Raw genomic sequence first — 20,894 nt, 5'->3', positions numbered from 1 at the left:
TCCAAGTACACGGCGCAACCGATTCTTTTTGAACTCATTTATCACTGCCACTTCTTTTCTGAGATTTACGGTTTTGTACCTTTTGGTTTTTGTTCCGTTTCAAAGAGGGTTTTTTTCTCCCGGCTCTCAGCATTTTCTGTATGTCGGGATTGGTGGCACCCAAGGCATGTATGGTGTGGTGGCAATCCTCGTGTAGATAGATGAGGTTATCGTATTGGTCTTGTCCACCTAGATGTATTGGTATAATGTGATGTATATGTAATACATCACTAATCCCAATTGATTGATTGCAGACAGGACAGAGGTAGTTCTGTCTGTTTGCTATTTTGTCCTTTCCCGCTGAGAATCTTCCCCTTGCCGTTTTTTCCCTTTGTAATGCTTTGCGCTCTTCCCAGTACCCAATCAGGTCGGGGTCGTCTGGGCTGTTTTTGTATTGGACTAGGGTATGGCGTTTGATGGGTTTCCAAGCGAGTTTATGCAGATATGCATTTTTTGAGGATTTGTTTCCGTATACCCATTTGTCTTCCCTTCCTGGGCAGTGTTTTCCAAAGTAGTTCTTGGATATCCACTTCCAGGATTTATTTGGATGTTTCCGTAACCCCCATCTTTTTAATTTCCAGAAGATGTAGCTATCGAGTGTATTGAAGGTTTCTTGAGCCACTACACCATCATGATAGTTGCCCCACCCTCTTATTTTGGGATTAAGCTTCCTTATGACTTGTTCTTGGGATGCACTCTTTAACTTTTTGAATTCATCCTTCAATTGTTTCTTGAAGTTATTGATGTTCTTCTTGGAGGGTTTGATGAGGGTGACCAATTCGGTTTTCCGTGCAGTGGTTCTGTACTTGCGGAAGTTCCATCCTAGGAAGTCAAACCCTTCTGTCAAGTGTTTGATGCTGGTCTTTTCCTCAGATAGTCTTAATCCTTTTTTGGTTAACCATTCTTGTATGATTACCTTAGCTTCTGTCGCATCTTCTTTGCTTTGAGTTAGAATCACAAAGTCATCGGCAAAGCGGACAAAGGTTCTTTCTGAGATGTTGTTCCAGAATCCTCCTGATTTTTTCCTCTTGTCTTTGCGCCACTTATATGTAATTCCTAATTCATTTTCCATGCCATGTAGGGCTATGTTAGCCAGTAATGGGCTTATTATTCCTCCCTGAGGTGTACCTGACTCGGTGTTATAAAATACGCCTTTATCGACGTATCCTGTCTTTAGCCATTGTTCCACCAGGTTTCTAGCTGGAAAATTTCCAATGGTTTCCAGTAGTGGTTCATGGGCAATATGATCGAAGCATCCGGAGATGTCTGCGTCTAGTACCCACCACTTTCGGTTGTTTTCACCCTTTATGTTGTTGAATATCCTTTGTCTAGCGTCATGGGTGCTTCGGCCTGGTCTGAATCCGTATGATGTCGGTTCAAATTTAGCTTCCCATGAAGGCTCTAATGCATTTTTGACGATACTTTGTATGCATCTATCTATCATGCTAGGTATTCCTAATGGGCGTTTTTTTCCATTGGGTTTAGGAATGTATACACGTTTGGTTGGAATTGGTTTCCAGGCTTTGTAAATTTTTAGAGCATCGACCAGCTCTGCCCTGAGTTTGGGGGTAAGATTGGCTATTTTGTCTATCCCAGGGGTGTTTTTGCCTTGATTTAACTGTGCGGCCTGTCTTACGGAAATGAGTATATTGGAGTAGCTACGTAGCATTAGCCGTTGTAGCTTATTCACCTTTTTCCAATTGCCTTCACGAGTCGCGAGGAATATCCTACGTCTTAATTTCCTGACTAACCGATAGGCTTTCTTCCAGTCTATGGAGTGCCACTCGGTAGCTTGTTCAGTTACGATACCGTTTTCGGTTGAATTCGGTTCTATCTTTTCCATTACAATTAAGGATTAATAAGTATTATGTTCCTCCCTCAGAATCAGTTCTGAAATTCAGCACTCTGCACGAGTTGAGGGATTTCCCTCTATCCAACCGGTTATACGCTCTTCACGCTTTCCCGTCGGTTTTCACCATGTTGGCTTTAGCTTGGTTCAGTCTTTTACCGGACTCAGAGTTATACCTCTTCTTGCGATTTGGCTACCTTAATCATCGACCTAGATTAAGGACTCAATCTCGGCTTACCCGGTTACACACAAAGGAGATGCGAACTAATGGTTGTCGTCTCTACGCCGAGTCCGTGGAGTTCTTCCGATTATCCAATATCTACTGGATTAACCCATGGAGCTAGTATCCCCATTACCGCTTTGACAGGGATATCAATCATTACGACGCTTCAATCAACGATTCCTTTCGTCAACCTGTTAGTTCTTTCCCTAACGTTCCATTATCATGCGGTATATGCTTCTGGTTACGCATTACCCTCTAGCTGTGAGACATAACAATTCGGGAGTACCTCAGCTTGTGAGCCGTTGATATCCATCTCGTTATGCCCCTTTGGGTGGGAACTTCGCTTGAACCCTAGCTGATCGGAAGGTTACGGAACCTTCACTCCTTTGAGCGCCTTCTTCGGTCGCCCAGAAGTTGTGATTATGTCCCCAGTCTTTTCCGATACAGGCAATCGGAATCTGAAAATTGCTCAACAATTGGCTAACTGGGCTGATCTCGACGGTACGGGTGAAACCTTTGACTCCAGCACCGGCTTTACCTTGCCCAATGGAGCGATCCGCTCTCCAGATGCTTGTTGGATTAAACTGGAGAGCTGGAATGCCTTAACCGAGGAACAGAAAGCTTCCTTTGCCCCCATTTGCCCCGACTTTGTGATCGAGTTACGTTCCGCCAGCGATACACTCAGTGGCTTGCAAGACAACATGCAAGAATACCTTGACAATGGCACATCACTTGGTTGGTTAATCGACCGCCAAAACCGGAAAATTTACATTTATCGTCGTGATCACAAACCAGAGATTTTGGACAATCCTGAAACCGTTAGCGGTGCTCCGGAACTGGCGGGGTTTGTGCTAAAAATGAGCAAGATTTGGTGAAAGCAATTGTCAGCTATCAGCTATCAGCTTAAGCGCTACGCGCACGCTACGCGAACAGCTATCAGCCATCAGCCATCAGCTATCAGCCATCAGCTATCAGTTATCAGCTATCAGCCATTAGCTATCAGCCATTAGCTATCAGCTATCAGCTATCAGCTATCAGTTATCAGCCATCAGCTATCAGCTATCAGCTATCAGCCATTAGCTATCAGCTATCAGCCATTAGCTATCAGTTATCAGCTATCAGCTATCAGCTATCAGCTTATGGGCTATGGACAGGCTACTTGAGGTGCTTATGGGCATAGGGTAAGCAAAGGGAAGAGCTTTTGAATAAGCGATGCAGAGGTGCGACCCGTGGCGAATTTAATTACGGGTCAAGGGCACCATTACGGTCTTGGGGAGCCAGTGCGGTCTTGGGGGTTCCCCCCATGAGCAACTGGCGTGGTTTCCCCCACTCGCGCTTTGCATCAAGACAACAGGTAAGCATTAGTTTAATCTGAGTTATGGAAAGCACCTCAAGCAGCGTGAGCCTTTGGCTGACGGCTGACCGCTGACCGCTGACGGCTGACGGCTGACCGCTGACCGCTGACCGCTGACCGCTGAATGCTTACCTATTAAATTCTCCCAAATGAGGTTTATTTTAAGCTGACGGCTGACCGCTGACCGCTGACCGCTGACGGCTGAATGCTGACCGCTGACCGCTGACCGCTGACCGCTGACCCATGATTGACCTAAATTATCGCTTAGTTGAGATTGATTACTAGGTTCGGTATTATTGGATGGCTTTAATACCAGCCAACCCAGAATAGCCGCGAATAATACCCCAACAACCCCAATAATCCACCATTTCAGTGCTTTGTTCCCTGAAGAATTATTAGTAATATCATTAACCACAGGATTTGCCACAGTAGTAGTTTTTGTAGTAGTTGTAGCTCCTAAATCAGAGTTATTTTCTAGGGCTTGAATCACTGCCTGGGAGAGGGCAGTTAACCCCACCGGTTCAGTAAAGTAAACCATGTGATCGCAGCCGATTTCCTGGATTTGCGGTTGTGGAGTCCGGTCTGAACCTACGCTTTTTATACTTTGTACTGTAACAGCGATATCATTGGGTTGCTCAAAGAAAGCCATAGCTACAGCTTTATCAAATAACTTCTGCATTAGTCGTTGCAAGGGACTAGAAGTTTGATTGGCTTCTGCTTTCAGGGCGGCAGGAATAATCGATGTATTACCAGCAATAATTGAGTAAGGTACTTTGGGGTCGGGACTTGCTGCTAATTGTTCCAAGAACTCAGAACAGGGATGCATCTCGTCTAGGGAAATATCAATAGTTTCAATCTCATCAACAAACCGGTTAATCGCCTGAACCAAAATCCCCATCACTGATACTGGCCAAGGAAATTCTGACAGCCCATTTAAACCGATACTTAAGGTAGCTAATGCCCAATCTTCAACCGTAGACCAAGGGCAACCAGCATTGGGTGTACCTATCATAATTAAATGCCCAACCACCTGATTACCTCCTTCTCGTTCAATAAACCAACGAGAAACCAACCCTCCCATAGAGTCGGCGACAATGTGAAAAATTTTACCGTGGTTCTCCCCTAACCCTACAGCTTGTAGTCTCTGCTTCAGCAATTTAGCATTCTCTACAATTGAGGTATTTATATTCTCATAATCATAGCTGAGTACCAGGTCATACAATTCGGCCAGGGGTTTTTGTGTTCCATCTACCTCAACCTGGGCGGAGCGAAGGCTGGGCAGCAAGCTCTCGGTATCACCAATAATACCGTGTATGTAAAGGACTATGCGTTGAGCTTGGGCAACCCGCGACTTGACTTGTTCAACATCTCTTGTATAGTTGACCACTCCAGACGCAGTGACATCCGCTGCTGCCAAGATTGGGTAATTAAACTCTAGCCCCAGTTTTTGAGACACTACTTTTTGGAAGAAAATTCGGATCGAACCCCCCAAGCTGCGGCTACCTTCACTAATTGGTTCTGTTAACCGTTCCAGTAAAATCTCCGTTTTGCCCTCCGGGGTAGACCGAGCCCGTCCCAAAGGCAAGAAAAACTCCCCATCGTAGCTAATGGGTAACAGTTGTTCATCAGAAGCAAGGGGTCGATCAACAATAACTTTCAGGGGATTTTTCGGTGTAACGGCTGACGGATTTTCCACCTCAGTTAATTCCAGCGCGCTTAAACCGGGATCAGTTCCCCGACTGCTAGTAAACTCAAAGGACTCAATGCCCGGATCGTCCTCCCGCAGTATCGGTGGTAACATATGATTACCTAAATCCCTGGTTGATTGGGTGACAGTAGTTAGACGTGCCTTTGCTCTAAATTCGGAATGGGCGTATAGGGTGGAACCTACTCCCAGAAAGACAGACTCGTCCCCTGTGGGAATAGGAGTACTGTGTAGAGGACGCACGGTAGTAATGCTAATTTGGCTAGTTAACCAGTCATCATAGATTTCGTCTTCTTCTGGTCTGCTGCGGAGGTCACGAGCTGGAATCCTTTGCATTAGGCGGTTCAGGGTACCATTACCGCAACGGGGTGTAGGCAAAAGACGTGGTGGTAGGTCAAGTTCTGGTTGTTGGAGCAAAGTGGCATCAAATTCCGTCGAACAGATAATCAGTTTGAGAATATCTTTAACTTCCGTAATCCCCGCTTTTTGCCATAGTTGTTTGGGAACCGTAGGACAAATCGGATTTCCGCGATTAACCCAGGCTTCATCTCCCTCTTGCCCCCTTGGTTCCAGCCAAATTCCGCCCCCATCTAACAACTCAGCTGAGACGGCGTAACGGTCGGTTAAATCGAGCACAGCGCAATAAAGCGGCTCATTACTGGTGTTTTTGAGCTTAATTTTGAATCTGGGCGATCGCCACCTGCCATTTTCCTGTTGATATTCCAGGCGAATTTGAGGATCTAGCAAAGGTTGCCCATCCTGCTGGTAAATCAGCATTTGCACGGCATCGGGGCGAATGCGGCTGGTGGCTGGGCTGGCAAGTTCAGTGATATTCAGCCAACGGGTGATATGTTCTAATCGCTTAATCGCCTGCAAGGCAGTGGCATCGGTGTAACCGGAAATGGCAGCCACTAGAGGACGGTCATCCGCTGGTCGTGTAATTAAATAGTTACCGTCACGAGCCAGTAATTTCAACTCTGCAGCTTCAGGGGTTGCCACTTCCCGAACATACAGGGAGGGCTGATTGTGACCAGTGTTGAGCAGGGTGGTACGGGCTAATTCTACACCAGCTGGTTCTCCTGACAATAAAACCCCTTTCGGTGGCAGGGGCAAACTGGTAATGACTGCTTTCCAGGTCATTTCGGGATTTAAATCCCCAATACCACTAATTTGAACTTTACTCAGCTGCGGCATTACTTCCACAATTTTTGCCTCACCTACTGCCGTTGAGAGTTCACGTAGTTGCTCTGTAGGGGTGTCAAAGGGAAATAATGCCAGTATTGTGGTGTCATTCCCAACAGGTTGAGAAATGCCGTGAACCGCACCACCATCAATCACCCAGTCGTGGTTTTTGTCATAGAAGACAGTAAAGTAGGGTGTACGGTTAGCGATCGCACCGCCCAGAAAAGGTTGGTCTAAATCACTCAACTCCGTAGCTTCGATTTGGGGAGATTGGGCGGTGATCTTACTGCGGACTAGGGCATTGACACGCTTGAATAAATCCCGATAAGTCAGGCTACCATTGGCTTTCTTCAAGGTATCCAGCAAAAAGTAAGAAAACGCACCTCTTGGTTGGCCATTGCTGTTGAATTCTTTCGCCGTCTCACTATCTCGACAAGCGGCTAGGACGATATGTTTTCCTGTGGGGAAACTCCAAGCACTAGGATTTTTTTCTGGGCTGAGGGCAGCTGATAATTTGTCAGTTTCACTCAAGGAGAAAATAAAACTCTCCAAGGGTCGCTGGCGTTTGTCGGTGGAAGTTTTACGAACTGCTGTTTCTGCTTCTAGTCCGCCACGGGTGCCAGCACCAGAGTGACAGCAGTCTAAAATAATAACAGTGTGGGGGTTTTTCTCGTCTACCTCAGAAATTAGCTTGGCTAACTCCTTATCCGCCAAGTCCCAACCTCCCTCAGTGCGACTGTCATAACAGACTAATGTTTCATCCAATCGTTCCGGCTCTATTGCCCAAAACTCTTGTGGAGCTTGCTCTTGAGAACCATGTCCCGCATAGTAAAAGAAAGCAACATCTTCAGCGCTAGCTTGACACAAATGCTGCCGAAAACCATCAACAACTGCCTGACGGGTAGCATCTCGATTCAAGAGTGTGCGGATGTGAAGTTTATCTCCATCTACAGCGACCCGCCCTTGCAAATATTCCTGTATTCCTAGGATGTCATTAACACAGCCATTCAAAGAAGGAACAGGACTGGGATATTCATCAATAGCTACCAGCAGCGCATATATATTGTAGGTCATGGCATTCTCTTAATACTTATTGAAGGAGTTCCAGTTTTGTTAATTCCTGATTGAGATCCCCCTAAATCCCCCTTAATAAGGGGGACTTTTTCATCTAATTCCGTGCTTAATAAGGGGGACTTTTTGCTCTAATTTCCTCCTTCATCAGTAGCACTTTTTGCTCTAATTTCCTCCTTCATCAGTAGCACTTTTTTATCTAATTCTATCCTTCATCAGCAGCACTTTTTTATCTAATTTCCTCCTTAGTTAAGGGGGGTTAGGGGGGGAGCAGGTGGGTGCATCTCATCTTTGTAAAAAAGAAGGGAAGTGCCGGAAGTGTCGGAAGCGTGGGGATTTTAGGGAGGGTGGGTAGTGTAGGCAGTTTGGGAATTTTATTATAATTTTTGTTTAATTGCAAAAGTGAGATGCACCCGAGCAGGTCAAAGTTGCAGAACAAAAGTACTATGTACCATTAGAGCAAGCTTAAACCCATGAGGGGGCTATAGATAATGTACAAATATTCGGCATTTGTGACATGCTCCCCTGATGACCTATTACCCATTACCTATTACCCATTACCTATTACCCATTACCTATTACCCATTACCTATTACCCAGATAAGCGTACAAATGTTCTGCATAAGTGACATGCTCCCGGTTAGGGGGGATCTATGTACCTAATTACAAAGGTGACATGCTCCCGGCTGAGTTGGTCAATTCTCGCCCAAGAATATAACTCCTGGATTATAAACCTCTATCGGTTTTTCCTGGAGAACGCTCACTAGTAGTTGGATTAGATTCTGGTGCGGGAATTTCTTTAGTGTCTTGATTATCTGTTTCGACATTTTCATCACTCGATTCAGCTTTTACTTCAGCTTCTTCAGGAGTTGTTACTGTTTCCTGAGAGTCGGAGCGAGCGTCCCCTAAGGGGTTAGTATCGCCAGATGTATTTTCTACTACTTGATCTTCAGAATTTTGGTTAGGTTCTGTATTTTCCATAGCCACTTTTTTTAACCTCAACTGTATGATACAGGGCAAGGGCAAGACTCAAGAAATTATTCTTAAAAATAGTGATAACTAAGCGCAATAGTTATGATAATCAAGGCTTACCATGGTCATTATCCTTGCCGCATATCACATTTTTGCTTAATTTTTCTTGCGCTTACCCGGCTTTATTATAATAAGCTCTATTTCTAAAATAGCATATTATGAGCTGATTTGTCAAGGAAGCTAGAACCATTGCGCTGCCGTCAGCGATCAGCGATCAGCGATCAGCTATAGCACTACGTATTAAGAGGACATTGATACAAGCTGAAACGCTGTTGTAGTAAACTTTTGCCTCTTACCTCTTGCCTTCCCCTCCTGGGAGGGGTTAGGGGTGGGTTCCTCTTGCCTATTGCCTTCCCCTCCTGGGAGGGGTTAGGGGTGGGTTCCTCTTGCCTCTTGCCTTCCCCTCCTGGGAGGGGTTAGGGGTGGGTTCCTCTTGCCTATTGCCTCCCCCTCCTGGGAGGGGTTAGGGGTGGGTTCCTCTTGCCTCTTGCCTTCCCCTCCTGGGAGGGGTTAGGGGTGGGTTCCTCTTGCCTCTTGCCTCTTAGCCTTTCTCTACTGCACCTAGAGCTTTTAACGTGTTTTTCTGAGGTTTGGTTAAACCAATGGCGTTTTTAATATTCATCCCTTCATAGGGTCGATCAATTCTCAGGGTTTTTACACATTTACCGGTTTCCACATCCCAAAGCTTAATGGTTTCATCTTCGCTGCTACTCACTAACACAGGACGATTAGGACTAAAGGCAATTGACCGGATTGCTTTGTGGTGTCCCTGAAATAGTTTGAGAACAGTACCTGTACTGATATCCCACAGTTGAACAGTCTGGTCATCACTGCCACTGGCTAAACTCTTGCCATCTGGACTAAAGGCAATTGTTCTGACTCTAGATGTGTGACCGGATAAGGTTTGTAGACATTGCCCCGTCTCAACATCCCACAGTTTAATCGTCTGGTCTCCACTGGCACTCGCCAGCAGATTTCCACCGGGACTGAACACAACCGATAAAACCCAATCCCCTTGACCTGGCAATGTTTGTAGACAGGTTCCCGTACTGACATCCCAAAGTTTGATCGTGTTGTCATGGCTACCACTGGCTAGGATTTTACCGCAGGGACTGAAACTAATAGTTTTGACATGGTGAATATGCCCTTCTAAGGTGTGCAGACATTCTCCCGTATGCCAATCCCAAAGCTTTACCGTTTGGTCACGACTGGCACTGGCTAAAATTTCTCCCTCTGGACTGAAGCTGACCGCATGCACCCAACTATCGTGTCCCCACAGTGTTTGCAAACACTCTCCTGTATTTGCATCCCAAAGTTTGATAGTTGTGTCGTCACTGCTACTGGCCAGAATCTGATCGTCTTTGGGAGCAAAAGTGACCGATGAGACCAGATTAGTATGTCCTGACAAGGTTTGTAGACATTGCCCCGTATCACTATCCCACAATATTACCCGTTGGTCTTCGCTACTACTGGCCAACATTTGACCATCTGGACTAAAAGCAACGGATAAGATCCAATTACTATACCCATACACTGTTCTTAAACATTGTCCCGTGTGGATATCCCATAACTTCATGGTTTGGTTTTCACTCACACTCAGCAAGGTTTGACCATCGGGATTAACAGCAACCAACCAAATCCGTGAAGCGTAGCTATTGCCTAAAGGGGAATTGCTATACTCGTGCAACGTTTGCAGACATTTCCCGGTTGCCACGTCCCAGATTTTAACCGTTGTATCCTCACTACCCGTCACCAGTGTTTTACCATCTGGGCTGAAAGCAACTGACCACACATGACTGTTGTAGTCTGGTAAGGTTTTAATACACTCACCACTGGCTAAATCCCAAAATTTTACCGTTGTGCCATCACTTCCAGTTGCCAATGTTTCTCCATCTGGGCTAAGGGCAATCGATAATACCCAATTGATCGGGATTTCTAGGACTTGCAGGCAAGAACCAGTGTTGACATCCCAGACTCTCACAGTTTGGTCTTCGCCCCCAGTGACCAAGGTTTGTGCATTGGGGGTGAAGGTAGTAAAAAATACTGGATTGCTATGGCCTGACAAGGTTTGCAGACATTTTCCGGTGTGGACATTCCACAGCTTTACCGTTTGGTCATGGCTACCACTGGCTAAAATTTCTCCCTCTGGACTAAAAGCTAGGGATTGCACCCAACTGGTATGACCTCGCAGTGTTTTCAGACATTGCCCGGTGTGGACATTCCACAACCTGATTGTTTGGTCGTTACTACCACTGGCTAAAATTTCTCCCTCTGGACTAACAGCCAGGGATTGCACCCAAGCGGTATGACCATTGCAGGTAATAATTTGTTTAATGTTGGCAACATCCCACAACCAAATCTCATTATCAACACTGGTTGCCAGGAGTTTCCCATCTGGGCTAAAGGTCGCTGATAAAACCCCCCCTAAGGTGCGAGTCAAAGCCGACTTACTTAAATCGGCATTGGCGAAGTTGACTCGATGCAAATTCATGCCCTGTAGGTAAGCTTGCCAAACCGTTAAGTTAGAAAAATCATAGCCACTCAGGTCAAGATCAAGCTGCCAGAGTAAATTGACAACATTCCCCCCGGCATATCCTGGTTTTCGAGGGGGAAAAGACTTCAGTTTTGATAAAATTTGATTCAAATAGTTTTGCACATTTTCCGGGAGACCAAGCAGGTTGAGGAGTTGTTCGGTAATCGGTTTTAGAATCAGCTCAATTTGGGCATTTCTCAGATAATCTTTGGCTTGGGCTTTGATTAAGGCACAGCGCTCCAATAGTGCTATTTCTCCCGTTTGAATTTCTTGAAAAATCTGTTCAATTAAGCGATCGCTGACATACTCCATCACCACGGGTTGTTGAGTGAATTTTCCCGAAGTCTTCTCAATCATTGAGCGCAATTGTAGAGATTCTAAGCTTTCTAATAAATGTTTGAATGAAACAACCGGAATAATGTCCCCTTGTAGCTCCTTAAATGAGACCCATTCTCGATTAATGGTCAGCCAGTACATCACCTGTTGTTCTATAGTTGACAAGCGATTAAACTGCTGGTCCATTAAATCGGAAATATCACCAAAGACAATAGTGCCTTCTTCTAAAAACTGAGCCACATCGCCGTCAAACAACTCATAAATTGTGGTGGCAACAATCTTCAAGGCTAAAGGATTGCCCCCATAAAACTCTACCAGTGCTTGACATTCGTCTTTTGAGACAGAAAAGCCTTTTTCGGCGAGAATTTTCTCCCCTTCTCCCTCTGTTAAGCCAGGTAACCTCAGGGAACGAATGGGAGCGTTTACACCTTCTTTATTCCTAATTTCTCTGGGTTTCTCCCGAGTGGTCAACACCAGACAACTTTGATGGTTAGTCTCGCCCCAGCTTCTGAGCAGCTGCCCATAGCCTTCATATCCTGGGCGATAGGCTCCTGCCCGTTGGTCAGGGGATAGAATTGACTCTACATTATCTAAGATCAACAAACAACGCTCTGCCCGCAGATAGTCGATTAAACAGGATATTTTACCATCTAAGTTTTCGGGTAAAGTGGTTTCTTGCTGATCGGACAAAAACCCAATCAGGTCGGTCAAAAGCTCGTGAATGGGTGGCGCATTACGCAAACTTCGCCAAATCAGGTACTGAAATTCCGATTGTAGAAGCTGGGCTAACTTGACAGACAAAGTTGTTTTACCAATTCCACCCATGCCAATTAAGGTAATCAGTCGGCAATGGTCATTAATAATCCATTGTTTGAGTGTGGCTAATTCTTCCTTGCGCCCGTAGAAATTGGTAACATCAATTGCTTCTCCCAAGTCTTGGCGTTTGGGGGAGGTTGTGATCTGTGGCTTTTGATCTACAGTCTGGGATGGCAGGTCCTCTACAGTCTGGGATAGTACATCATCTACAGCCTGGGATGGCAGGTCAACATCCAAATTGGCAATGGCTCTCCATTCCAGTGACAATTTCTGAGAAAGTTCTTCAAAAGTAATATAGTCAACGGGTTTACCGGTCAGGAAGTTGCTGACTGTGGCTAAGGCAAACCCCACATCTTCAGCCAAAGCCCTCTGGCTCTGAAAACCGTTACGCCTGACTGCCAGTTTAACTTTTTCAATGCACTCCTTACGGACTTTGAGCGACCTGGGCATGGCTGATGGGATCCTGACTGTAGGGATTATACCATTGACAGAGGAAAATTCAGTCACAAGTTCGTCACAAGTTAGTCACAAGTCAGATCATCTCAGGCGGTAAGTCAGTATGCAGTGGGGTTTGATGAATATATAGCAATTGAAGGCAAAAGGCAATAGGCAATAGGCAATAGTTCTGTAGGGTGCGTTAGGGGCGCTCACCCTAATTTTCAGCCTCAACGCCCGGGTTAGGTTGCTGCCCGTAACGCACCACTGAGTCAAACAACTGCTATATATTCTAGTAATTTTATCCTAAATAAAACCATGAATGTGCTCTATAAAAAACTGTTGGCAAGAACAACGTTATGGCTATTGTTAGAAATTTGGCTCAACTTCCTTGGACTAGATAACCTAGCTGATTACAGCGAATTTATCTTTGATAATAATTTCAGCAGCCCCAGTGGACTGCTAAAAATCGAAATAATTTGAGCGCTAAATGGAAAACGGAAAACAACCAATTAGTTGCTCGATGGCATTTGAAATAACCCCAAGTAATTTATCATAATCACATTTCACCATGACTAATCAAAAACTCTTGACCAAACCCATTTGTATTGATGTTAACCAAGTGGCGGCTTCAAGCACATCTGAACTTCATAAACCGGATAAAAAACTAGATTCTGTTAAACACTATTTAAGTTTACCACAATCAATCAAAGAAGAAGCTACTAAACCCGAAAGCAGTAAGCCAGAGTTAGATTCAGAAGAAGGTTTGCCATTACTGCTCAAAGCAATTATTGAAGGCTTTGTTGATGGGGTGCTGATTCTAAATACTAACAAAAAGTTGTTTCATGCCAATGAGTCTGGACGTCGAATGTGCTCTCAAATCTCTCAAGGTAAGTCACCGATAAATTCTATCCCTCAGGCAATTTGGCGAGTTTGCGAATCATTAATTGATAGTCGTGAGTTGTTTGGCGATCGCAAACTAATTCTCGAAGCTGAAATTAACGTGGATAAGTCAGTTAAATTTCGGGTTAGGGTTAGATGGTTAACGTTAGAATTATCCCGAGATCCTTATCTGTTATTCACCCTAGAAGATAAACATCAATCTACCAAGAATTCCGCTATCACTGATGCTATTAAATATGGGTTAAGTCACCGGGAGAAGGAAGTATGGTTACTTAAAAAAGCGAACTTTACTTACGAAGAAATTGCACAGCAGCTATGTATCAGCATCAATACTGTTAAGAAGCACCTGAAAAACATTTACGCTAAACAAAAAGAAGTGATGCAGTATTAACATTAATATATATAGCGTTTTTCCTAGCTATGAGGTACACAGAATTTTTGTAAGCATTCAGCCGTCAGCCGTCAGCCAAGGCCAAAGGCCAAAGGCTAGGCTACGGGAATAGCCAGGCTAAGAATGGCTCACGCTACTTGAGGTGCTGACGTAACAGAGATTAAACCAATGCTTACTTGTTTTATTCAAAAGCTGTTCGGTGTAGCACCTTAAGTAGCGCATTAGCTGATAGCTGACGGCTGATAGCTGATAGCTGAATGCTTACGAATTTTTTCCCGATTCCCGATTCCCGATTCCCGATTCCCGATTCCCGATTCCCTAAAAAAAAATGAAAACAGAAACAAAATTAGACGAGATTAATCTATTAAAAAGTATATCTCTTGGCGATCGCACTGCCTTTTGGCAGTTATGGCTGGTCAATCAAGACTATCTTTACGGTCGGTGCGTAACTTGGATGGGAGGCGATCGCACCAATGCTGAAGAAGCATTAAGTCTGGCCAGAATCAAGGCATGGGAGAAACTACCACACCACGCCGAAAAAATTACTAATCCCAAAGCATGGCTAACTCGAATGACTCATAACCTGTGCGTAGATCTGCATCGAAAACGCCACAGAGGTGCAATCGGTATGGAGAGCATTGAAGAAATGGCAGGGGGAGAACACCAGACATTAGCTTCTAGTGATTACTCTCCTGAGTCAGCTCTTCTCCGTCGCGAGTTACGAATGTACATCCGCCGTGAAATAGACGCTCTGTCTCCCCAACTGCGAGAGCCTTTTGTGCTGCATTTTTACCAAGATATACCCTACCCAGACATTGCCAAAAAACTTGCTCTCTCGGTGGATAACGTTTACAAACGCATTCAAAAGGGGCGAGCAATTATGGAAAAGCAGTTGAAGCGGTATCTATCAGGCATAGATGATTATCACCCCTTGTTAAAAGATATTGAAAAGGATGATAGTTGGGATGAAGTGAAAACTAAAAAATCAGTTATTCCATCTCAAAATGCGACAACAAAAGAGTGCCATTTTGAGCAAATTAATGATAAAATTAATTATGAGGTAACAGCGATATGTCTAGAAACACTAACCCCTGTTTGGTAACCTTATCCCAGTCTTCAAAGGTCCAGTTAAATGTACAACTGGTATTAGATAAAAAAACCACCCGAAAACAGCAGAAGTTGAAAACCTTAACTAACTATGTGCAGCAGTATCCCTCTGGATGGAAAAAACGGTTGGAATTGGCTGATTTGCTCTATAAAAGTGGAAACTGGGAGCAGGCTGTTAAGGAGTATGACCAAGTTATTCAGCGGCAACCTCAATTAATTCAGGTAAGGTTGAAACTGGGGAAACTTTTACAGTTGATGGGAGAGGTGGCTAAGGCAATTGAGGTTTATGAGAGTGCTTTGCCATTATCCAGTAATGTTGCTACTGGGCATCATATCCGGGGTTTGATAGAGGTCTGTCGCCGTCAGCCAGAGAAAGCAGTAAAAGCCTTTGAGACAGCCGCATCTTCTGAGCCAGAAAATCCGTCTCACTGGTTAGCATGGGGGCGAGTTGAGATGGAACTGGATAATGCTCACGCTGCTCTGAAAGCTTTTGAGCAAATCTTGTTACTTCAGCCAGATGATATTGTTGCTATGATTCACAGTTATGATGCACTCCTAATACTGGGTGATTTTCAGTCAGCAGAGTTGAGGTTAAGTAGAGCAGAACAGTTAGCCCCTGGTGATTACTCAGTTTTAAAACGACGCTTGGCCTATCGTTGCCGGATGAAATTAGTATTGGGTAAAGAAGGAAAGCAGACTAAAAAGATAGTTAATGCTGTATTGAAACTGGCTCCCCACTCCGCTGATGCTCATAAGTTACAGGCTGACTATTATCGGTTGCGAGGAGAATCAGCAAAAAGCGTGGCTATATTGAAGCAATTTACTGAGCAGTACCCAAATAATCCTCATGGCTGGTGTTATTATTCCCGGTTTTTGTCTGACCAATAATAGTTGTAGGGTGCGTTAATGAAATGTAACGCACCATCTAAAATGGATTGTAATAATTTTTGATCCGAAGTTCCCTACTCCCTACTCCCTACTCCCTGTTCCCTGTTCCCTGTTCCCTTTGCTATAAGTGATTCCTAGGTCGTAAAACCAATGACACAATCATCTTCCCATCACACTGTAAGGCGAGGACAGGTTTTTCCGGAGAAACGACTGTCTCCTGAAGAAAAAGCCAGAATTAAAGCAGAAGATGCAGTGTTTTATAAGCGTTGTCGAGAGCTCTTTGAGCGAGTACAACCAGAGTTGATTCAAGAGCATTATGATTGGTTTATTATTATTGAATCTGATAGTGGAGAGTATTTTATCGATAAAGATGAAAAGGTAGCACTTTCCAAATCCCGTTCTAAACATCCAGGTAAAAAGTGTATTATTATGCAAATTAATGAAACGGGAACTTGTGGCAGAATATGATCCAAGGTGAATTTAATAGTCGAGGGGAGTTATTTTTTGAAATTGGCTTGATGTCTGCTGATGGGGAGATTTTTCCCGTTATGGCACTGTTAGATACAGGGTTTACTGCGGAAGCATGTCACTTATGCAGAACCAAAGTACTAAATTTGGGTAATAGGTAATAGGTAATAGGTAATAGGTAATAGGGGGAGCATTTACTTATTTATATTTGTACATTATCTATAGCCCCCTCATGGGTAATTGCTTCCGCTAATGGGACATAGTACTTTTGTTCTGCAACTTTGACCTGCTCCCGTTTACTGCTGATTTATCATAATACCAAAAACTGCTCGGATATCTTGACTACTGTTCCCTGTTCCCAGATCCGCTGTTCCCTGTTCCCTTTTTATATCAATCCTATGTTCACATCTCAAATAAAAACGCTATATGAGGTAAAGGTAGTTATTGAGGAAGAGGAGTTTACGGTTGAAGTGTTACGCGGAAATGAACTGGTCAATAGTCTTTTAGGTGTTTTGTGGTTACGAACAAAGCGTTTAGTTGTGGATTTTCCCATGGGAGTGTTAACCCTAGGATAAGCGATGCTCAGCAAAGAGCTGCTATGGGAAAGTATTACTGACAGTTAAAGAGGTGCGTTACACTCACATCTTGCACCATTCTCAATAAGCTTGGTTCATGTAGGGTGGGCAGTGCACCAGACAGATAATGAAGCTTGCAAAGCGCCTTGGTAGGCACTGCCCACCCTACGATTAATGACAATGGTGCAAGATCTCAGTTACACTTGGTTAACGCACCCGACAAGATCAGGGATTAGCCCAAAGGGCAGTGCTTCGCGATTGACCGTAGGTCACGCTACGCGAACGCACTAATTCGGGATCTTAGCAAAAGATATTGGTTCTTCAGTACCTTTTATGCTAAACCGACAGTTAAAAAACTCAGAAAGCTTACGGTACAAGGGTTCTTAGGCTATTTAACTAGCAAAATTTTCTGAATACGGCCTCTTTCCCCTGCTCCGTTCGCGTTTGGCCCACGGCCTCAGTCCCTTTGCCAAAGTGTTTATTTAGCATGACCGTAGAGTCAAGATATCATCGATGGCACGATAGGTTTTTTTACTGACAATCCCATCAACAATCAAGTGGTTAGGATCAGATTCGTAGAGGGTTTCGTTGTAGTCGCTTTGGAACTTCATTACTACCTGTTCTGTTTGGGAGCCAAACTGTCCGTCAATAACCAAATAATAGCCCATGTAGCAATTTAAGAACTGCTGGAGAAAGCGGACAGCTTGACCGGCTTTTCCCTTTTTCAAAACTGGTAGGTGGGTGACGTAAGCAGCGTTAGCCTGACTAGTTACTTCAGAACCATTAGCTAGTGCCAAACCATTAGCTAGTGCAGAACCATTAGCTGCTGCAGAACCATTAGCTAGTACAGAGTTAGAATTGATAGTGTTAGTTCCCATGATTGATTTATTTTCCTTGATGATTTGACGTTTACTAGGAAAACCTTTTCAGGTTTCGACATTGGACAAAGTTTTTATTTTCTGTCTTTTGTCTCTACACCCTTAAGACGATCTCAAAACCCTATTTTGGAATTTTTCGAGTTAGCACCAATTTTTGTCGATCGACTCACCCCATTAAACCCACTTCACCTCTCAAACCCCTCTTGCCATCTAACTTGTAGCCGTTTCAGTGTCAGGGACAATTGGGTGCATCTCAATGGATGAAATTAGGCAAAAATTCCCACACTTCCCGCGCCCCCGCCCCTTCTTTTTTACAAATATGAGATGCACCAGGGACAATTTACCCCTGGTGCAACCGAGGCTAGATCCCTGCCCTTGTGTTTGTTACAGAGAGTACAAGATAACGCTAAATTGGATTAATTACTAACAGTAACGAGCTGTATAGACCAAATAGCCGGTCGGGACTTTATGGGATTATGTTAGCATCAAAAAACCCCCTTAACGGGGGCTGTTCAGAGGTAAACTTGAGACTCTCTGTCTCCTATGACTACTATTTGATAATCTTTGAAGATCTTAATAACTGGACGTAGTACAGCAATTTGCTCCACGCTTATTACTACTCCCTTTCTTTTTTAATAATTTATAGTACACTGGTATGGCTCTTTTCTGATAGCTGACACTCACCATTAATAGATTGTTATCTTGCCACTTAGTTCCATCAATGATAACCAGAATACGAATTCCTTTTTAGAAATGATTGTTGACGAAATATTTAATAATTGGAAAGCAGATTAATGGTACACTAATCTTTTTAAGACTCAAGAAGATTTGTAAATGTCGCCGACGACTTTCATAAAGAATAGGTAAAGGTAAATAAGCCGCTAACTTTTAAAGTGTTACTTGTTTGTGAGCTGGCAGTAAGGAAACTAGTAACACTTTAAAAGTTAGGATTTGTTTGTGATTTAAGTAAAGCTGGAGATGTTGTTGATAAGATAGTAATTGATTTAACATTTTCTCGGTCATTACTCATGATACAGACCGAGATTTTTTTACCATTAATCATCAGCCATTGTGAAGACACTGGTTTGTTAACACAGAACATCAACTCACCACTGGGGTAGTAGCGATGGTACTACCCCAGTGGTGTTAGATTATCATTATCATAGACGGTCGGGATGAAATCCCTTGATTTTTTCCCCAGGGTTAATTGCTACAACCCTCCTTGTCTCTTAGGTTCTGGCTGCTTGTCACCCCGTGAGAGCAAAACATATTACCAATGGCACGATAGGTTTCTTTACCGACAATCCCATCAACAATCAAGTAGTCAGGATTAGATTTGCCCTGGTAGTTGTAGTCGCTTTGGAAATCCCTTACTGCCTGTTCTGTTTGGGAGCCAAACTGTCCATCAATAACCAAATAATAGTCCATGTAGCAATTTAATAACTGCTGGAGAAAGCGGACAGCTTCACCGGCTGTTCCCTTTTTCAAAACTGGTAGGTGGGTGACGTAAGCAGCGTTAGCCTGACTAGTTACTTCAGAACCATTAGCTAGTACAGATTTAGAATTGATAGTGTTAGTTAGCATGAGGGATTTATTTTACTTAATGATTTGACGTTTACTAGGAAAACCTTTTCAGGTTTCGACATTGGACAAAGTTTTTATTTTCTGTCTTTTGTCTCTACACCCTTAAGACGATCTCAAAACCCTATTTTGGAATTTTTCGAGTTAGCAGCAATTTTTTGTTCTCGACTGACCCCATTAAACCGATTTCAAAGCCCAAAACCCTTTTGTCAGCTAACTTGTAGCCGTTTCAGTGTGTTTGTTGAAAAAGGGATGCTCCCAGCCGCTACCCGAACCCATTACTGATCGCAAAAAAGGTGCGTTAACAACGTGTAACGCACCTGACCAGATCAGGGATTAGCCCAAAGAGCGGTTCGCGATTGACCGTCACGGTACGCGAACGCACTAATTCGGCATCTTTAGCAAAACATATTACCGATGGCACGATAGGTTTCTTTACCGACAATCCCATCAACAATCAAGTAGTCAGGATTAGATTTGTAGAGGGAGTTATAGTAGCTTTGGAAATCCCTTACTGCCTGTTCTGTTTGGGAGCCAAACTGTCCGTCAAAAACCAAAGAATAGCCCATGTAGCAAATTAATAACTGCTGGAGAAAGCGGACAGCTTCACCGGCTGTTCCCTTTTTCAAAACTGGTAGGTGGGTGACGTAAGCAGCGTTAGCCTGACTAGTTACTTCAGAAGCATTAGCTAGTACAGAGTTAGAATTGATAGTGTTAGTTAGCATGAGGGATTTCTTTTCCTTAATGATTTGACGTTTACTAGGAAAACCTTTTCAGGTTTCGACATTGGACAAAGTTTTTATTTTCTGTCTTTTGTCTCTACACCCTTAAGACGATCTCAAAACCCTATTTTGGAATTTTTCGAGTTAGCACCAATTTTTTGTTCTCGACTGACCCCATTAAACCGATTTCAAAGCCCAAAACCCTTTTGTCAGCTAACTTGTAGCCGTTTCAGTGTGTTGGTTGCTCTAGGGATGCGCGGGCATTGAGCCGCTACGCGATGCTCGGTACGAGCCGCTACGCGAACGCATTACTGATAGTTAAACAGGTGCGCTACACTTTCTTAACGCACCATACAAGATAGGTGATTAGCTCAAAGGGCTACCGCTTCGCGATTGACCGTAGGTCACGCTACGCGATTGACTTATGGTCACGCTACGCGAACGCACTTAATAAAAATATCCCCTATCTCCCTATCTCCCGACTCCCTACTCCCTACTCCCTACTCCCGACTCCCTAAAAAAAAATCGGTCAAGTTTGGGTTAACCCCAATCCTTGACCGAATTCTGTACTTTAACCTTCCACAAATACAGCTGAGCTGCACTCAAATATCGATAATTTCAGATCAGTTATGACATGATTTCCGAGTTAGTCAGCAACTGCTGGAAAGCAATAACATCCGAACTCATTCTGCTTCATGTTGCTTAATATTCCTCCACAAAACAACCTTCACCATTCCTGATTTGCCAGGGGGCAACCCTGGCAAAATCCTATCTTAATCTACGTAAAAATATCGAATCAAAAAGGT

15 protein-coding genes and 1 pseudogene are annotated in these 20,894 nt (G+C 43.9%); 8 read left to right on the top strand and 8 right to left on the bottom strand.

Annotation, left to right across the window (positions count from 1 at the left end; translation table 11 throughout):
* Positions 1 to 34: 34 nt before the first annotated feature.
* Positions 35 to 1,882: a group II intron reverse transcriptase/maturase gene (gene ltrA / locus LYNGBM3L_RS27645; protein WP_008189209.1), complete on the bottom strand. Its 1,848-nt coding sequence runs from the start codon at positions 1,880 to 1,882 to the stop codon at positions 35 to 37.
* Positions 1,883 to 2,521: 639 nt separating this feature from the next.
* Here ltrA and LYNGBM3L_RS27640 point away from each other — a divergent pair.
* Positions 2,522 to 2,986, top strand: a pseudogene (locus LYNGBM3L_RS27640) (Uma2 family endonuclease); the annotation flags it as partial.
* Positions 2,987 to 3,487: 501 nt separating this feature from the next.
* On the opposite strand, the gene LYNGBM3L_RS27635 reads toward LYNGBM3L_RS27640, so the two are convergent.
* Positions 3,488 to 7,426: a DUF7379 domain-containing protein gene (locus tag LYNGBM3L_RS27635; RefSeq protein WP_008189205.1), complete on the bottom strand. Its 3,939-nt coding sequence runs from the start codon at positions 7,424 to 7,426 to the stop codon at positions 3,488 to 3,490.
* A 488-nt stretch (positions 7,427 to 7,914) separates the two neighbouring features.
* On the opposite strand from LYNGBM3L_RS27635, the gene LYNGBM3L_RS44460 reads away from it, so the two are divergent.
* Positions 7,915 to 8,052 carry a hypothetical protein gene (locus LYNGBM3L_RS44460; RefSeq protein WP_154659939.1) on the top strand — a complete coding sequence of 46 codons (138 nt, stop codon included), beginning with the start codon at positions 7,915 to 7,917 and terminating at the stop codon, positions 8,050 to 8,052.
* A 97-nt stretch (positions 8,053 to 8,149) separates the two neighbouring features.
* Here the strand turns inward: LYNGBM3L_RS44460 and LYNGBM3L_RS27630 are convergent, their stop codons facing one another.
* Both LYNGBM3L_RS27630 and LYNGBM3L_RS27625 read right to left on the bottom strand, forming a co-directional pair.
* Entirely contained in the window at positions 8,150 to 8,404 is a 255-nt protein-coding gene (locus tag LYNGBM3L_RS27630) for a hypothetical protein (protein WP_008189203.1), read from the bottom strand.
* A 592-nt stretch (positions 8,405 to 8,996) separates the two neighbouring features.
* Positions 8,997 to 12,590, bottom strand: a complete 3,594-nt coding sequence (locus tag LYNGBM3L_RS27625; protein ID WP_008189201.1) for a WD40 repeat domain-containing protein — start codon at positions 12,588 to 12,590, stop codon at positions 8,997 to 8,999.
* A 556-nt stretch (positions 12,591 to 13,146) separates the two neighbouring features.
* On the opposite strand from LYNGBM3L_RS27625, the gene LYNGBM3L_RS27620 reads away from it, so the two are divergent.
* Positions 13,147 to 13,869 carry a helix-turn-helix transcriptional regulator gene (locus LYNGBM3L_RS27620; RefSeq protein ID WP_008189197.1) on the top strand — a complete coding sequence of 241 codons (723 nt, stop codon included), beginning with the start codon at positions 13,147 to 13,149 and terminating at the stop codon, positions 13,867 to 13,869.
* 221 nt (positions 13,870 to 14,090) lie between these two features.
* Here the strand turns inward: LYNGBM3L_RS27620 and LYNGBM3L_RS49050 are convergent, their stop codons facing one another.
* Positions 14,091 to 14,213, bottom strand: a complete 123-nt coding sequence (locus LYNGBM3L_RS49050; protein WP_267872106.1) for a hypothetical protein — start codon at positions 14,211 to 14,213, stop codon at positions 14,091 to 14,093.
* Here LYNGBM3L_RS49050 and LYNGBM3L_RS27615 point away from each other — a divergent pair.
* The 4 genes from LYNGBM3L_RS27615 (at position 14,198) to LYNGBM3L_RS44455 (ending at position 16,907) form a co-directional block, all read left to right on the top strand.
* Positions 14,198 to 14,971: an RNA polymerase sigma factor gene (locus LYNGBM3L_RS27615; RefSeq protein ID WP_008189195.1), complete on the top strand. Its 774-nt coding sequence runs from the start codon at positions 14,198 to 14,200 to the stop codon at positions 14,969 to 14,971. The genes LYNGBM3L_RS49050 and LYNGBM3L_RS27615 overlap by 16 nt on opposite strands.
* A complete protein-coding gene (locus LYNGBM3L_RS27610; RefSeq protein ID WP_131826993.1) occupies positions 14,941 to 15,864 on the top strand; it encodes a tetratricopeptide repeat protein in 924 nt (307 codons plus the stop codon). The genes LYNGBM3L_RS27615 and LYNGBM3L_RS27610 overlap by 31 nt, the downstream gene beginning before the upstream one ends.
* A 150-nt stretch (positions 15,865 to 16,014) precedes the next feature.
* On the top strand, positions 16,015 to 16,332 hold the full coding sequence (locus LYNGBM3L_RS27605) for a hypothetical protein (protein ID WP_008189192.1): 318 nt from the start codon (positions 16,015 to 16,017) through the stop codon (positions 16,330 to 16,332).
* Between the two features lie 398 nt (positions 16,333 to 16,730).
* Entirely contained in the window at positions 16,731 to 16,907 is a 177-nt protein-coding gene (locus LYNGBM3L_RS44455; protein ID WP_008189188.1) for a hypothetical protein, read from the top strand.
* A gap of 482 nt (positions 16,908 to 17,389) precedes the next feature.
* Here the strand turns inward: LYNGBM3L_RS44455 and LYNGBM3L_RS27595 are convergent, their stop codons facing one another.
* The 3 genes from LYNGBM3L_RS27595 to LYNGBM3L_RS27585 all read right to left on the bottom strand — a co-directional run bounded on the left by LYNGBM3L_RS27595 (position 17,390) and on the right by LYNGBM3L_RS27585 (position 20,091).
* On the bottom strand, positions 17,390 to 17,785 hold the full coding sequence (locus tag LYNGBM3L_RS27595; RefSeq protein WP_008189184.1) for a peptidoglycan-binding domain-containing protein: 396 nt from the start codon (positions 17,783 to 17,785) through the stop codon (positions 17,390 to 17,392).
* A gap of 1,203 nt (positions 17,786 to 18,988) precedes the next feature.
* Complete coding sequence (locus LYNGBM3L_RS27590) at positions 18,989 to 19,369, bottom strand: peptidoglycan-binding domain-containing protein (RefSeq protein WP_008189180.1); 381 nt, start codon at positions 19,367 to 19,369, stop codon at positions 18,989 to 18,991.
* 395 nt (positions 19,370 to 19,764) lie between these two features.
* Entirely contained in the window at positions 19,765 to 20,091 is a 327-nt protein-coding gene (locus tag LYNGBM3L_RS27585; protein WP_008189178.1) for a peptidoglycan-binding domain-containing protein, read from the bottom strand.
* A gap of 359 nt (positions 20,092 to 20,450) precedes the next feature.
* On the opposite strand from LYNGBM3L_RS27585, the gene LYNGBM3L_RS44450 reads away from it, so the two are divergent.
* Positions 20,451 to 20,606, top strand: a complete 156-nt coding sequence (locus LYNGBM3L_RS44450) for a hypothetical protein (protein ID WP_154659938.1) — start codon at positions 20,451 to 20,453, stop codon at positions 20,604 to 20,606.
* The last annotated feature ends 288 nt before the right edge of the window (positions 20,607 to 20,894 follow it).

This window comes from Moorena producens 3L, assembly GCF_000211815.1.
GTDB lineage: Bacteria > Cyanobacteriota > Cyanobacteriia > Cyanobacteriales > Coleofasciculaceae > Moorena > Moorena producens.
This window is presented reverse-complemented; position numbering and strand designations above follow the sequence as displayed.

Coding starts and splice junctions, on each gene's coding strand:
- LYNGBM3L_RS27615 (WP_008189195.1), top strand. CDS start 14,198: ATGAAAACAGAAACAAAATTAGACGAGATTAATCTATTAAAAAGTATA.
- LYNGBM3L_RS27585 (WP_008189178.1), bottom strand. CDS start 20,091: ATGCTAACTAACACTATCAATTCTAACTCTGTACTAGCTAATGCTTCT.
- LYNGBM3L_RS44460 (WP_154659939.1), top strand. CDS start 7,915: ATGTACAAATATTCGGCATTTGTGACATGCTCCCCTGATGACCTATTA.
- LYNGBM3L_RS44455 (WP_008189188.1), top strand. CDS start 16,731: ATGTTCACATCTCAAATAAAAACGCTATATGAGGTAAAGGTAGTTATT.
- LYNGBM3L_RS27620 (WP_008189197.1), top strand. CDS start 13,147: ATGACTAATCAAAAACTCTTGACCAAACCCATTTGTATTGATGTTAAC.
- LYNGBM3L_RS27605 (WP_008189192.1), top strand. CDS start 16,015: ATGACACAATCATCTTCCCATCACACTGTAAGGCGAGGACAGGTTTTT.
- LYNGBM3L_RS27590 (WP_008189180.1), bottom strand. CDS start 19,369: ATGCTAACTAACACTATCAATTCTAAATCTGTACTAGCTAATGGTTCT.
- LYNGBM3L_RS27630 (WP_008189203.1), bottom strand. CDS start 8,404: ATGGAAAATACAGAACCTAACCAAAATTCTGAAGATCAAGTAGTAGAA.
- ltrA (WP_008189209.1), bottom strand. CDS start 1,882: ATGGAAAAGATAGAACCGAATTCAACCGAAAACGGTATCGTAACTGAA.
- LYNGBM3L_RS27595 (WP_008189184.1), bottom strand. CDS start 17,785: ATGGGAACTAACACTATCAATTCTAACTCTGTACTAGCTAATGGTTCT.
- LYNGBM3L_RS27635 (WP_008189205.1), bottom strand. CDS start 7,426: ATGACCTACAATATATATGCGCTGCTGGTAGCTATTGATGAATATCCC.
- LYNGBM3L_RS27625 (WP_008189201.1), bottom strand. CDS start 12,590: ATGCCCAGGTCGCTCAAAGTCCGTAAGGAGTGCATTGAAAAAGTTAAA.
- LYNGBM3L_RS27610 (WP_131826993.1), top strand. CDS start 14,941: ATGTCTAGAAACACTAACCCCTGTTTGGTAACCTTATCCCAGTCTTCA.